The 13,076-nt window shown below is 68.4% G+C and carries 16 protein-coding genes; 2 read left to right on the forward strand and 14 right to left on the reverse strand.

Annotated features, from left to right (window positions below; translation table 11 throughout):
- Nucleotides 1–195: 195 nt before the first annotated feature.
- The gene (locus ACWDLG_RS30790) at nucleotides 196–741 is read left to right on the forward strand and encodes a TetR/AcrR family transcriptional regulator (protein WP_354917287.1); all 546 of its coding nucleotides are present in this window, start codon (nucleotides 196–198) and stop codon (nucleotides 739–741) included.
- A gap of 128 nt (nucleotides 742–869) precedes the next feature.
- Here ACWDLG_RS30790 and ACWDLG_RS30795 read toward each other — a convergent pair whose 3' ends face one another.
- From ACWDLG_RS30795 to ACWDLG_RS30815, 5 genes are all read right to left on the reverse strand, one after another.
- Nucleotides 870–1,187 carry an STAS domain-containing protein gene (locus ACWDLG_RS30795; RefSeq protein WP_354917284.1) on the reverse strand — a complete coding sequence of 106 codons (318 nt, stop codon included), beginning with the start codon at nucleotides 1,185–1,187 and terminating at the stop codon, nucleotides 870–872.
- Between the two features lie 99 nt (nucleotides 1,188–1,286).
- The gene (locus ACWDLG_RS30800; RefSeq protein WP_449926609.1) at nucleotides 1,287–1,880 is read right to left on the reverse strand and encodes a response regulator transcription factor; all 594 of its coding nucleotides are present in this window, start codon (nucleotides 1,878–1,880) and stop codon (nucleotides 1,287–1,289) included.
- A complete protein-coding gene (locus ACWDLG_RS30805) occupies nucleotides 1,877–2,956 on the reverse strand; it encodes a sensor histidine kinase (protein WP_449926612.1) in 1,080 nt (359 codons plus the stop codon). Before ACWDLG_RS30805 ends, ACWDLG_RS30800 begins: the two co-directional genes overlap by 4 nt.
- Nucleotides 2,957–2,968: 12 nt before the next feature.
- The gene (locus tag ACWDLG_RS30810) at nucleotides 2,969–3,685 is read right to left on the reverse strand and encodes an ABC transporter permease (protein WP_449926614.1); all 717 of its coding nucleotides are present in this window, start codon (nucleotides 3,683–3,685) and stop codon (nucleotides 2,969–2,971) included.
- Complete coding sequence (locus ACWDLG_RS30815) at nucleotides 3,682–4,632, reverse strand: ABC transporter ATP-binding protein (protein WP_449926616.1); 951 nt, start codon at nucleotides 4,630–4,632, stop codon at nucleotides 3,682–3,684. Before ACWDLG_RS30815 ends, ACWDLG_RS30810 begins: the two co-directional genes overlap by 4 nt.
- Nucleotides 4,633–4,822: 190 nt before the next feature.
- Here ACWDLG_RS30815 and ACWDLG_RS30820 point away from each other — a divergent pair, with 190 nt between their 5' ends.
- The gene (locus tag ACWDLG_RS30820; protein WP_449926619.1) at nucleotides 4,823–5,413 is read left to right on the forward strand and encodes a cob(I)yrinic acid a,c-diamide adenosyltransferase; all 591 of its coding nucleotides are present in this window, start codon (nucleotides 4,823–4,825) and stop codon (nucleotides 5,411–5,413) included.
- Between the two features lie 258 nt (nucleotides 5,414–5,671).
- On the opposite strand, the gene ACWDLG_RS30825 is transcribed toward ACWDLG_RS30820, so the two are convergent.
- From ACWDLG_RS30825 to atpB, 9 genes are all read right to left on the reverse strand, one after another.
- Nucleotides 5,672–6,061, reverse strand: coding sequence for a DUF2550 domain-containing protein (locus ACWDLG_RS30825; protein ID WP_354917265.1), 390 nt, complete (start codon nucleotides 6,059–6,061; stop codon nucleotides 5,672–5,674).
- A 25-nt stretch (nucleotides 6,062–6,086) separates the two neighbouring features.
- Nucleotides 6,087–6,491: a F0F1 ATP synthase subunit epsilon gene (locus ACWDLG_RS30830; protein ID WP_354917262.1), complete on the reverse strand. Its 405-nt coding sequence runs from the start codon at nucleotides 6,489–6,491 to the stop codon at nucleotides 6,087–6,089.
- A 70-nt stretch (nucleotides 6,492–6,561) separates the two neighbouring features.
- Nucleotides 6,562–7,995, reverse strand: a complete 1,434-nt coding sequence (atpD, locus tag ACWDLG_RS30835) for a F0F1 ATP synthase subunit beta (RefSeq protein ID WP_354917259.1) — start codon at nucleotides 7,993–7,995, stop codon at nucleotides 6,562–6,564.
- Nucleotide 7,996: 1 nt separating this feature from the next.
- Nucleotides 7,997–8,899, reverse strand: a complete 903-nt coding sequence (locus ACWDLG_RS30840; protein ID WP_354917256.1) for a F0F1 ATP synthase subunit gamma — start codon at nucleotides 8,897–8,899, stop codon at nucleotides 7,997–7,999.
- A gap of 3 nt (nucleotides 8,900–8,902) precedes the next feature.
- Nucleotides 8,903–10,552: a F0F1 ATP synthase subunit alpha gene (gene atpA / locus ACWDLG_RS30845; RefSeq protein WP_354917253.1), complete on the reverse strand. Its 1,650-nt coding sequence runs from the start codon at nucleotides 10,550–10,552 to the stop codon at nucleotides 8,903–8,905.
- A gap of 23 nt (nucleotides 10,553–10,575) precedes the next feature.
- Nucleotides 10,576–11,385, reverse strand: a complete 810-nt coding sequence (locus ACWDLG_RS30850; protein ID WP_449926627.1) for a F0F1 ATP synthase subunit delta — start codon at nucleotides 11,383–11,385, stop codon at nucleotides 10,576–10,578.
- Entirely contained in the window at nucleotides 11,385–11,936 is a 552-nt protein-coding gene (locus ACWDLG_RS30855) for a F0F1 ATP synthase subunit B (RefSeq protein WP_449926630.1), read from the reverse strand. The genes ACWDLG_RS30850 and ACWDLG_RS30855 overlap by 1 nt, the downstream gene beginning before the upstream one ends.
- Nucleotides 11,937–11,970: 34 nt before the next feature.
- The gene (gene atpE / locus ACWDLG_RS30860; RefSeq protein WP_354917244.1) at nucleotides 11,971–12,201 is read right to left on the reverse strand and encodes an ATP synthase F0 subunit C; all 231 of its coding nucleotides are present in this window, start codon (nucleotides 12,199–12,201) and stop codon (nucleotides 11,971–11,973) included.
- 70 nt (nucleotides 12,202–12,271) lie between these two features.
- On the reverse strand, nucleotides 12,272–13,066 hold the full coding sequence (gene atpB / locus ACWDLG_RS30865) for a F0F1 ATP synthase subunit A (protein ID WP_449926634.1): 795 nt from the start codon (nucleotides 13,064–13,066) through the stop codon (nucleotides 12,272–12,274).
- Nucleotides 13,067–13,076 lie beyond the last annotated feature (10 nt).

A 13,076-nucleotide genomic window follows, 5' to 3' on the forward strand; every position in this document is an offset into this window, starting at 1 on the left:
GCGACTGATCAGGATGATGACCTTTTTGCATGGCCGACGTAAGCGCTAATGTAAACGCTCTTTCCCGATTGCGATCATCCATCCATAATTGTGTGCTCTGGGGGCTCACGATCATGTAGGAATGGGTGAAAAGTGAACCGGTCTTACCGGGGAATGTCGGCCGAGCAAAGGCTGGCTGACAGACGGGAGCGGCTGATGGCGGCCGCGTACACGCTCTACGCGAAACCGGGGTTCGCCGCCACGACGATCGAAAGGCTGTGTACGGAGGCGCGCATCTCCAACCGCGCCTTCTACGAGTGTTTCGGCGGCAGGGAGGAACTCCTCCAAGCCCTGCACGAGCGCTGCGTCGACGAGGCCCTGGCCGCGGTCTCGAAGGCACTTCAGGACGCCCCGCCCCAGCTCGAGGCCCGCATCAGCGCCGGGATCACCACCTATATCGGCTTCGCCACGGCCGACTGGCGGCGAGCCCGCATCATGCATGTGGAGGTCCGGCGGTCGGGCGACGTTCTGACCGCCTCGCGACAACGGGCGATAGACTCCTTCGCGCGCATCGTCGAGGACGTGACGCAACCGTTTCCGGCTTCGGCTCCCCTCGATCGGCACCTGCTCGCGCTCGGGCTGATTGGAGCGCTGCAGGAGCTCCTCATCGAATGGGTGCTGGCCGATCAACCCCCCGAGACGGACGAGCTTGTGCGCACAGCTGTCCATATCTTCCAGCGATCGATTTCCGGTCTTTCCTAATCATTCATTGGCACCTTCCGGATTATCCGGAACGGCGGACATGAGGGAGGGCAGAGCGCGGCTGATCGCGCTCCACCCTCCGATATGGTGTGGCCTCCGGCGTACTCCCGATCCCGCCGGATGTCATCTCAGGCCACCGCGGCCGCCGGCGCTTCCACGCGGAGCACTCGATTCAGCCGAGTCACCGCAAGCACCCGCATGATCCGCGGCGGCACCCCCCGGAGAACGAGGCGGCGATCCGCGCTCAGCGCGCGGCGATGCGTGCCGACGAGAACGCCAAGGCCGGTGGCATCGATCATCTCCAACCGGGAGAGGTCGACGATCAGGTCACCGCGACCCGAGTCGACCGCGTCGTGCAGACGCGGCCGGACCCCTGACACGGTCCCCACGTCGAGCCGCTGCCCGACGTACACCACCTGAGCTCCAGGCGTACCCTTGACCCGCATGCCACCTCCTCAGGTCACGCTGCCATCTAATCACGCAACGTAGTCATGCTCTCTCTCGGGGTGATAATCGGCACACCAACCATCAGTACGGTTACCCGGTCAGAGCCAACCCATGTCCCGAGCCATCCGAATTGCGGTGATTCGGTTGCTCGCACCGAGTTTGGTGATCGCGCTCGACAGGTAGTTGCGGACCGTTCCCTCCGTCAGGTGCATGGCCGCGGCGATCTCGCTGACCGGCGACCCGGCGGCCGCCAGCTCGAGCGCCCGGCGCTCCCGATCGGTCAGCGGGTTCTCCCCCGCCATCATCGCCGAGGCCGCCATCTCCGGGTCGAGGTAGCGCCCGCCGTCACGCACCTTCCTGATCGCCGCCGCCAGCTCGCTGGCCGAGGCGTCCTTGGGGATGAACCCGCGCACCCCCGCCGCCAGCGCCCTGCGCAGATAGCCGGGACGGCCGAAGCTGGTGAGGATCACGATGGCCTGCCCCGGCAGCGCCTCGGCGACGCTCAGGCCGTCCATGCCGGGCATCTCGATGTCGAGGACGATCACGTCGGGCCGGTGCGCGCGGACCGCGGTCACCACCTGGTCGCCCCTGCCGACCTGGGTGACCACCTCGATGTCCGGTTCGAGGCCGAGCAGCGTGGCCAGCGCCTCACGGATGAGGTGCTCGTCGTCGGCCAGCAGCACCTTGATCATGCGGGGATCCTCGCCCTCACCACGAACTCTCCCTTGCTCTCCCCTGCCGTCAGCACGCCGCCGAGCGCGGCCACCCGCTCGCTCATCCCGGTGAGGCCGGTGCCGGCCGTACCCCTGGACGGTTTGGGGTTGTCGTTGCTCACGGTCAGCTCCACCTCCCCGGCTCCGGCCGCCACCCTGATCCGGCAGGCGGTCGCGGCGCTGTGGCGCAGCACGTTCGTGCTGCTCTCGCGTACCAGCCAGGCCAGCAGCGTGCTGACCTCCTCGCTCAGGCCGTCCTGCGGCAGTTCGAGGGCGCAGCTGATGCCCGCCGCCTCCAGGACCGCTCTGACGCTGCGCAGCTCGGCGCCGAGATCGACCGTACGGTAGCCGCGCACCACCGCGCGGATCTCCTTGAGCGAGTCCCTGGCCAGCCGCCTGACCTCCATCATCTCCTTGGCCGCCTCCCCTGTGGCCAGTCGGGCGGCCAGCTCGCTCTTGACCGCGATGGCCGAGAGGCTGTGGCCGACGATGTCGTGCATGTCGCGCGAGAAGCGCAGCCGCTCCTCGGTGACGGCGAGCTTGGTCAGGGCCTCCCTGCCGTCATGGGCGGCCTTGACCACCGTCCAGAACCAGAACTGGAAGCGGCTCAGCCAGCCCACCACCCCGCCCATCAGCGCGTAGAAGAACACCCCCATCGGCACGATCGCGCTGCAGACCGCGACCGCGCCCAGCCCGATCAGGACCGCCCGCAGCTTGGACACGCGCAGGACGGCCAGCGCCACCCACGCGACGGGAATCCCCGCGGCGGGGATGAACTGCTCGCGGATGAGCACGAAGGCGATCAGCCCGAGCACCGCGGTGATGAGCACCTCACGGCGGGGGTACTCACCCTGGACCACCGTCCTGGCGCCGCGCACGTAGCAGACGGTGAAGACGACCAGGAGGAGCGCGACCGCCACCAGCCGCCACACGGCGGGCCGGGCGGGATCACCCACCGCCCCCACCAGGCTCAACCAGGGCAGGGTGGCGCCCCCGGCGACGCTCCACAGGGTGGCTCGCCGGAGGCGCTGGTAGTCGGTGCTGATATCGGTCATCTCGCAGCAAACCTAGCTGTGCCGGGGATCCCATCGGAACAGCCACCTGACCAGCAGCACCGCGATGCCGAGCCAGACGACCAGCGCTCCGATCCACGGCAGCGCGTCCACCCACGATCCGCCGACGTAGCCCATCCGCATCATCTCGGTGATGGGCGTGGTCGGCACCAGCCGCGCGGCGAAGGGCATGTGCTCCAACGGCACCATGAGCGGCGCGCCCAGCAGCGCGACCAGCAGCACCGGCACCACCGCCACCTGGGCGAACTCCGCGTTCGGCGTGATCCCCGAGAACGCGGCGGCCAGCAGCGCGAACACCGCCGTCCCCAGGACGGCCGCCACCAGCATCATGGGCACGTTCCGCGGCAGCCCGCCGCCCGAGCGGTCGATCCACACGCTCAGCAACGCCACCTGGCCCGCGTACACCGCCAGCCCCGACAGCGCCGCGCCGCCGAAGATGGCCGCGGGCGAGCTCTGGCCGCCGCGCAGCCGCTTGAGCACCAGCTCCTCGCGACGCGCGGTGAAGGAGTTGACCAGGTTGATGAAGACCGCGAACACCACCATCAGCCCCGGCAGCCCGGTGAGCACGAACGTCTGGTCGCCGTTCTGCGAGAACATCAGGCCGAACAGGAACGGCAGCAGCACCACGTTGACCATCGCGGTCGTGTTGCGGCCCAGCAGCTTCAGATCCATCCTGGCCAGCCGTACGGCATGCAGAGCGTCGGTCCTCATCGCCTGTCTCCCACCACGCGCAGGAACGCGTCCTCGAGGGTGCCCCTGCGCACCTCGAGCCGCTCGAGAGTGAGACCGTGACCGTCGGCCCAGGCCAGCAGGGTCCGCAGGGCCGGGTGCGCCTCGCCCGCCAGGCTGTAGACGACCTGACTGCCGGTGACGACGGGAGCCGCGCCGGGCAGGAACGGCGGCTCGGCGGGCTCCGGCAGCCTGAAGGTGATCTGGTCGCCCGTGGTGCTCACGACCTCGTCGACCGTGCCGTAGGTGCGGATCACGCCCTCGTGCATGATGGCCAGCCGGTCGGCCAGGCGCTCGGCCTCCTCCAGGTAGTGCGTGGTCAGCAGCACCGTGGTCCCGGCGGCTCTGAGGCCCCTGATGACCTCCCAGGTGGCCTGCCGGGCCTCCGGGTCCATGCCGGTGGTGGGCTCGTCCAGGAAGAGCACCTCGGGGCGGGACAGCAGCGCCAGCGCCAGGTCCAGCCTGCGCTTCTGCCCTCCCGACAGCTGGCGGACCCTGGTCTTGGCCTTGGCGGCCAGGTCGACGGTCTCCAGCACGTCCGCCTCGAGGGGCGGACGGCCGGCGTCGGCGCTCATGCCCTTCCAGACCGCGACCGTCTCCGCGACGGTCAGGTCGCCGAGGAAACCGGCCTCCTGCAGCATGATCCCGATGCGCGGGCGCAGCGCCCTGCGCTGGCGGACCGGGTCCAGGCCGAGGACCCGCACACGGCCCTCGCTCGCCCTGGTGAAGCCCTCCAGGACCTCCATCGTGGTGGTCTTGCCGGCGCCGTTGGTGCCGAGCAGCGCGAACAGCTCGGCCGGGTGCACCTCGAAGGAGATGCCGCGCACCGCCTCGAAGCTCCCGTACCGCTGCCGCAGACCCGCGACCTCGATCGCCGGTCCGTCCGCCGTCGTGGGGGCGACGGGGTCCCGCGTCTCTATCGTCCTCATGCCCATAAGGCTGTCGTTTCGGGATTCGCCGCTGTAGTCGCCGATATCACCGGCCTGCCATGAAGATCGCGCCGAACCCCCATGACATCTGTCACCTCCACCGGCGACCGTCCCGGCCGGCGCCTCGACCGGTCACCAGGAGATCAGCAGCGCCGGCCGTCGCGGCCGGGGCGTCTGCGATGCTGGGGGCATGACGCGCGCAGACAAGGACAAGCCAGTCGTCCTCTCCACGATCTACACCCGCACCGGCGACGACGGCACGACCGCGCTCAGCGACCTGAGCCGCACGTCCAAGACCGACCCCAGACTCGCCGCGTACGCCGACGCCGAGGAGGCCAACGCCGCCATCGGCCTCGCCCTCTCGTACGGCACGCTCGCCCCCGAGATCGCCGAGGTCCTGCGCCGGGTCCAGAACGAGCTGTTCGACCTGGGCGCCGACCTGGCCACCCCGCTCGTCGACAACCCCGAGTTCCCGCCGCTGCGCGTCGAGCCCTCCTACATCGAGTGGCTCGAATCGCAGTGCGACCGCTTCAACGCCGACCTCGAGCCGCTGCGCAGCTTCATCCTGCCCGGCGGCGACCCGGCCACGGCGCAGCTCCACGTGGCCCGGGTGACGGTGCGCCGCGCCGAGCGTTCGGCCTGGGCGGCCCTGGAGGCGCACGAGTACGTCAGCCCGCTGCCGGCCAAGTATCTCAACCGCCTGTCCGACCTGCTGTTCATCCTGTGCCGCACCTCGCACGACGGCGGCGAGATCCTGTGGAAGCCGGGAGGTACCCGGTAGACGTGACGGCGACCGGCCGGAGTCGCGCTGGAGTGGCGTGATGGACGGGCGGCCACCGGGTGACCGCGGTGGCCGTGACCCGGCTTGCCGTACCGGGGGCTCTTGAACGGCGGAGAACCGCAGCCCGGGGCAGGAAGCCCGCCGCCCGAAGCAGAAAGGCCCGGCGCAGGAAGCTCGAAGCGGGGCGCACGGAGCCCGAAGAAGACGGCGACCCGGAAGGAACCCGAGCCGGACGAACCGGTCGCGGAGCCGGGTGGGTCAGGCGACGTCGAGGTAGGCGCTGGGTGGGGCGGATTCGAGCCACGCCAGGAAACCCGTCAGCGCGTCCTCCGACATCGCCAGCGACACCTCGCCGCAGTCGACCGCCCACAGGCCGCCGCCGAGCTGCTGCCTGGCGGAAACAGTCAGGCCGCGCCTCGCGATCGCGTGGCGCGGCCTGAACAGCACACCCATGAGCGGGATCCAGTGGAGCTCCCCGTCGGCATAGCGGGCTACACCGCTGCGCCAGCCTCCGGGACCCGTGATGGACCCTACCTTGAGTCGACACGGCACGCTCCCGCGGGAACGTGCCAGCGCGAAACCGCGGATCATCATGAGAGCCGCGAGCAGCAGGGCAGCGAGCAGCGCGTCCGTGAGAATCGTCAGCATCGCCGCCCCCGCATGTTGTGAAAGATCAGACGTCCTCGCCGGCCGCGCGCAGCCGTGCCCGAGCCCGCTTGGCCTCGAGCGCCGCGTCGGCGTCCTCCTGGTCCGCCTCGATCGAGGCCTGGGCCCGCTCGAGAGCGTCGCGGGCAGCCGCGACGTCCACCTCGGACCCGAGCTCGGCCGCCTCGGCCAGCACGGACACCTCGTTGTCGGCCACGGAGATGAACCCGCCGTGCACCGCGGCGATGAGGTCCTCCTCGCCGCCGCCGCGCTTCACACGCAGGACCCCGCCCTCGACGAGCACGCCGAGCACCGGTGCGTGTTGAGGCATAATACCGATCTCGCCGTCCACGGTCTTGGCAATCACCATGTCGGCCTCGCCCGACCAGATCTCACGCTCCGGTGAGACGACCCCTACGCGTAGCTTCGCCACTTGTGTAGGTTCCTTTCCGATCAGATGCCAGGTGCGGCACTTGCGTCGCCGCACCTGGCACCGAAGGCGATTACTTGGAGAGTTCCTTGGCCTTGGCGATGGCCTGCTCGATGCCGCCGACCATGAAGAAGGCCTGCTCGGGCAGGTGGTCGTACTCACCCTCGCACAGCCCCTTGAACGAGGCGATCGTCTCGTCCAGCGGCACGAACTCACCCGGCTGGCCGGTGAACGCCTCGGCGGCGTACATCGGGTGCGACAGGAAGCGCTCGATGCGGCGGGCCCGGTTGACGGTCACCTTGTCCTCTTCGGACAGCTCGTCGATACCGAGGATCGCGATGATGTCCTGGAGCTCGCGGTACTTCTGCAGGATCCGCTTGGTCTCCTGGGCCACCCGGTAGTGCTCCTCGCCCACGATCTGCGGGTCGAGGATGCGGGAGGAGGAGTCGAGCGGGTCCACCGCGGGGTAGATGCCCTTCTCCGAGATCGGCCGCGAGAGAACGGTCTGCGCGTCGAGGTGCGCGAACGCGTTGTGCGGGGCCGGGTCGGTGATGTCGTCCGCGGGCACGTAGATCGCCTGCATGGAGGTGATCGAGTGGCCACGCGTCGAGGTGATGCGCTCCTGGAGCACACCCATCTCGTCGGCCAGCGTGGGCTGGTAACCCACGGCGGACGGCATACGGCCGAGCAGGGTGGAGACCTCGGAACCGGCCTGGGTGAAACGGAAGATGTTGTCGATGAACAGAAGCACGTCCTGCTTCTGCACGTCGCGGAAGTACTCCGCCATGGTCAGCGCGGAGAGCGCGACACGCAGACGGGTGCCCGGCGGCTCGTCCATCTGACCGAAGACGAGGGCGGTGTCCTTGAGAACGCCCGCCTCATCCATCTCCAGCCAGAGGTCGTTGCCCTCACGGGTACGCTCGCCGACGCCCGCGAACACCGAGGTGCCCGAGAACTTCAGCGCGACTCGGCGGATCATCTCCTGGATCAGAACGGTCTTGCCGACACCGGCGCCACCGAACAGACCGATCTTTCCACCCTTCACGTACGGCGTCAGCAGGTCGATGACCTTGATGCCGGTGGGCAGCATCTCGGTACGCGACTCGAGCTGGTCGAACGCGGGGGACGGACGGTGGATGCCCCACTTCTCGCTGACCTTGAGGGAGGCGGTCGGCACGTCGAGCGACTCGCCGAGCGCGTTCCACACGTGGCCCTTGACGATGTCGCCGACGGGCACCGAGATCGGGTTGCCGGAGTCGGCGACCGCCGCACCGCGGGTCAGGCCGTCGGTGGGCTGCATCGAGATGGCGCGGACCAGGTTGTCACCCAGGTGCTGGGCGACCTCGAGGGTCAGCGTCTTGGTCTCCTCGCCGAGGATCACCTCGACGGTAAGGGCGTTGTAGATGTCGGGCATCGCCTCGACGGGGAACTCCACGTCGACGACGGGACCCGTGACGCGAGCCACGCGGCCCGTGCCGGTCGTGGTCTCAACAGTCTCTGCAGTCATTTCACTCTTTCCCCGCTGCGGCGTCAGCCAGCGCGTTGGCGCCACCGACGATCTCGCTGATTTCCTGGGTGATCTCGGCCTGGCGAGCCTGGTTCATCTGCTGGGTCAGGACCCGCCTGAGCTCGGTGGCGTTGTCCGTCGCGGACTTCATGGCGCGGCGGCGCGCGGCCTCCTCGGAGGCCGCGGACTGGAGCAGCGCGCTGAAGATGCGCGACTCCACGTACCGCGGCAGCAGCGAGTCCAGAACGTCACCCGCGGTCGGCTCGAACTCGAAGTACGGCGGGATCGTCTCGGTCGCCGTCGCCTCCGACTCCTCGATCTCGAGCGGCAGGACGCGCTTGACCACCACGTTCTGGGTCAGCATCGAGACGAACTCGGTCGAGACGATGTGGATCTCGTCGATCCCGTTCTCGTCCTTGAACGCCTCGATCAGCTCGTTGGCGATCTCCTTGGCGTTGGCGTAGGACGGCCTGCGGGAGAACCCGACCCACTCGCCGGCCATCTCGCGACCACGGAAGGAGTGCCAGGTGACACCCTTGCGCCCGCTGACGAACGGCTTGACCTGGAGACCCCGCCCTTCGAGGTGACCACGCAGCGCCTCGGCCTCACGCAGCACGTTGGCGTTGAAGCCGCCGCAGAAGCCGCTGTCGCTGGTGACGATGAGCACGCCCGCCGTCTGCGGCTGGTCCTTCTCCACGGTCAGCGGATGGTCGACGCTCGCCGCGTTGCTGACGACGCCCGTGACGGCGCGGGTGATCTCCCGCTCGTACGGCACCGCCGCCTGCATCCGCTGCTGCGCCCGCACGATCCGTGACGAGGCGATGAGCTCCTGGGCGCGCGTGATCTTGGCGGTCGACTCGACCGACTTGATCCGCCGCCGCAGCAGCCTTAGCTGGGCACCCATCGGCTACTTCTTCTCCGCCGGGCGGACGACCTTGCGGATCTTCTCCTGGCCGACCTCGTCGGCGTCCAGCGGCGCGACGGGCTCGTCCTTGACGAGCAGCTCACCCGAAGAGGTGGTGAAGCCCTTCTTGAACTCGGTGATGGCGTCCTTGAGGGCGGTCACCGTGTCGTCGCTGAGGTCCCTGGTCTCGGCGATGCTGGTGAAGACGCCCTTGTGGGAGCTCTGGATGTAGTCGAGGAACTCGCCCTCGAAGCGGCGGATGTCCTCGACCGGAACCTCGTCGAGCTCACCGGTGGTGCCGGCCCAGACCGAGACGACCTCGCGCTCCAGGGAGAACGGGCTGTACTGCGGCTGCTTGAGCAGCTCGACCAGGCGCAGACCACGCTCGAGCTGAGCCTTGGAGGCGGCGTCGAGGTCCGAGGCGAACGAGGCGAACGCCTCGAGGTCACGGTACTGCGACAGGGCCAGACGGAGCGTGCCCGCGACCTTGCGCATCGCCTTGGCCTGCGCCGAACCACCGACTCGGGAGACGGAGATACCGACGTTGATGGCGGGGCGCACACCGGCGTTGAACAGGTCGGTCTCGAGGAAGACCTGGCCGTCGGTGATGGAGATGACGTTGGTCGGGATGAAGGCCGACACGTCGTTGCCCTTGGTCTCGATGATCGGCAGACCGGTCATCGAGCCACCGCCCATCTCGTTGGAGAGCTTGGCGCAGCGCTCCAGCAGGCGGGAGTGGAGGTAGAAGACGTCGCCGGGGAAGGCCTCACGGCCCGGCGGGCGACGCAGCAGCAGGGAGACGGCGCGGTAGGCGTCGGCCTGCTTGGTCAGGTCGTCGAAGACGATCAGGACGTGCTTGCCCTGGTACATCCAGTGCTGCCCGATGGCGGAACCGGTGTAGGGGGCGATGTACTTGTAGCCGGCCGGGTCGGAGGCGGGGGCGGCGACGATGGTGGTGTACTCCATCGCGCCCGCCTCCTCGAGGCGGCCACGGACCTGCGCGATCGTCGAGCCCTTCTGGCCGACGGCGACGTAGATGCAGCGCACCTGCTTCGCCGGGTCGCCGGACAGCCAGTTGTCGCGCTGGTTGAGGATGGTGTCGACGGCGATCGCGGTCTTGCCGGTGCCACGGTCACCGATGATCAGCTGGCGCTGACCACGGCCGATCGCGGTCATGGCGTCGATCGCCTTGATGCCGGTGGCGAGGGACTCCTTCACCGGCTGGCGCTGCACGACGGAGGGGGCCTGCAGCTCGAGGGCACGCAGGCCCTCGGCCTCGATGGCGCCCTTGCCGTCGAGCGGGTTGCCCAGGGGGTCGACGACGCGACCGAGGAAGTTGTCGCCGACCGGCACCGACAGGACCTCGCCGGTCCTGCGGACCGACTGGCCCTCTTCGATCTTGCTGAAGTCGCCGAGGATAACGACACCGATCTCGCGGGTGTCGAGGTTCAGTGCCAGGCCGCGCGTGCCGTCCTCGAACTCGAGCAGCTCGTTCGCCATCGCCGAGGGAAGGCCGGAGACATGGGCGATGCCGTCGCCACAGTCGACGACGGTCCCGATCTCCTCGCGCGCGGCGCCTTCCGGTTCGTACGCCTGGACGAAGCGCTCAAGCGCGTCCCGGATCTCGTCCGGCCGGATCGTAAGCTCCGCCATCTCTTCTCTGTCTCCCTATTCGCCTAGCCGGCCAACCGGCGGCGGACTTCTTCGATTCGTCCCGCGATCGTGCTGTCGATGACCTCGTCGCCGATGCGAACCGAGAAACCACCCTGCACTCGCGGGTCCACCTCGACGTTCACGTGAACGTCACGGCCATAGGAGGTGCGCAGCCACGCACCCAGACGCTGCCGCTGCACGTCGGTCAGCGCCACTGCGCTGCGAACCACCGCCACCAGACGCTGGCGCTGCTCCGCGACGAGCCAGGAGTACTCCTCCAGGCCCGTCTCCAGGCTACGTCCTCTCGGACGAACTGCCAGCTGCGTGATGAGACGCTGGCTCGCAGCGGCGACCTTGTCACCGATCAGCTCCGTCAGCAGCCGCTCCTTGCCCTCGGCGGGCGCGGCCGGGTCGGCGAGCGCGCGTCGCAGGTCGGGGTTGGCGGCGATGATGCGGCTGAAGCGGAAGAGCTCGTCCTCCACGTCGTCCAGCCGGCTCTCGGACTCGGCCTGAGCGGCCGAGGCGATCACGCTGAGCCGCTCGAGCGCGTCGGTCAGGTCACTGGCGCGCGACCACTTGGCCTCGACCGCCGCGGCGGCGGTCTCCAGCGCGGCCTCGCTGACCTTGCCCTCGAGCAGCGTACGGATGACCTGGGCCTTCTGGGGTGCGGGCCGCGCCGGATCCGAAAGGTTCCGGCGCAGGCCGTGCTCGCGGTCGAGCAGGTCCACGATGGCGCTCAGGTCGTCGGCCAGGCGCCCCAAGTCCGCCGAGGCCGCCACCGTGTTGAAGCGCTCCTCAACAGCGGCCAGCGAACTCCTGCTCAAGCCTCTCATCAGCGCACCGCCTGCGCAGAGGAGCTCTCCAGCTCGTCAAGGAACCGGTCGACGATGCGGCGCTGACGCGCCTCGTCCTCGAGGGACTCGCCGACGATGCGGGCGGCGAGGTCGGTCGACAGCCGACCGATCTCGGTGCGCAGCTGGCTGAACGCCTGCTGGCGGTCGGCCTCGATCTGCGCGTGCGCCGCCTCGACGATGCGGCGCGCTTCGACCTGAGCCTCCTCGCGGAGCTCGGCCTTGATCTGGGCGCCCTGCTCGCGAGCCTCCTCGCGCAGCCTGGCGGCCTCGTGCCTGGCCTCGGCCAGCTGGTCGCGGTACTGCTTGAGCAGCGCCTGCGCCTCGGCCTGGGCGTCCTCCGCCCTCTTGATGCCGCCCTCGATCGCGTCGGTCCGCTCGGCCAGAGTCTTCTGGATGCGCGGAGTGAGGATCTTACCGACGACGAGGAGGACGGCGAAGAACGCGAAGATGCCCACGACCAGCTCGTACACGTGCGGAATGAGCGGGTTGGCGCCGCCCTCCGACGCGAGGAGCGAAGCTGCCGTATTCATGGATGCAGCCTTTCAGTCAGGGTGGTCTTCGGTCTTACAGGTTCGCGAAAATGAACGGCGCGACCAGACCGATCAGGGCCAGAGCCTCGGTCAGAACGAAGCCGAGGAGCATGTTCTGGCGGATCAGGCCGTAAGCCTCGGGCTGACGCGCGATGGCCTGCACGCCCTGACCGAAGATGATGCCGACGCCGATGCCGGGGCCGATGGCGGCGAGACCGTAGCCGATGGCGGTGACGTTGCCGGAGACCTCAGCGAGAAGGCTCATTGATGTTTTCCTTTACTTGGTCGGCCGGTGATGCGGTGTATCACCGGTCTGGATATACCGCTAGGTGGTTCTAGTGCTCCGGGTGCAGGCTGTTGCCGATGTACATCGCAGCCAGCATCGCGAAGAGGAACGCCTGCAGGAACTGGATGAACATCTCGAAGCCGGTCATGATGACGGTCATCAGGACGCCGAGGACGCCGATCGGCGCACCGAGAGGGGTCAGTTTCTCGAAAAGGAACCAGAAGCCGACCGCGCTGAAGAAGGCAAGGAGCATGTGGCCGGCGAACATGTTGGCGAAGAGTCGCACCGCGTGCGTGAAGGGCGCGATGATCATGTTCGAGAGGAACTCGATCGGCGCCAGCAGCGCGTAGATGCCCTTCGGAAGCCCGGGCGGGAACATCATGTTCTTGAAGTAGCCGCCGACGCCCTGGGTCTTGAAGCCGAGGTAGAGCTTCAGCACGTAGATCGAGACGGCGAGCACGATCGGGAAGGCGATGTGCGAGGCGACGGGGAACTGGGCGAGCGGGATGACACCCATCACGTTCCAGACCCAGATCACGAAGAACATGCTGAGGAGCAGGCCCATGAACCGGTCGGCGTCCTTGCCCAGGAAGGGCCGGGCGACCTGGTCACGCACGAACATGTAGCCCATCTCGGCGATGTTCTGGATGCCCCTGGGCACGATCTTCGGGTTGGAGAAAGCCGCCCAGACGAAGGCGAGCACGATGATCGAGCTGAGGATCGCCAGCAGCACCGGCTTGGTGAACCAGTCGACCCCCGGAATGATCGGAGGAAGTTCGAACAGCTCTTCCGGCGTCGGAGCCTTGAACTGATCAGGATCGGCGAGGAGCGTCAGCGCGATCACGCGGCGTTCC

It is taken from the genome of Nonomuraea sp. NPDC003727, from assembly GCF_053586935.1.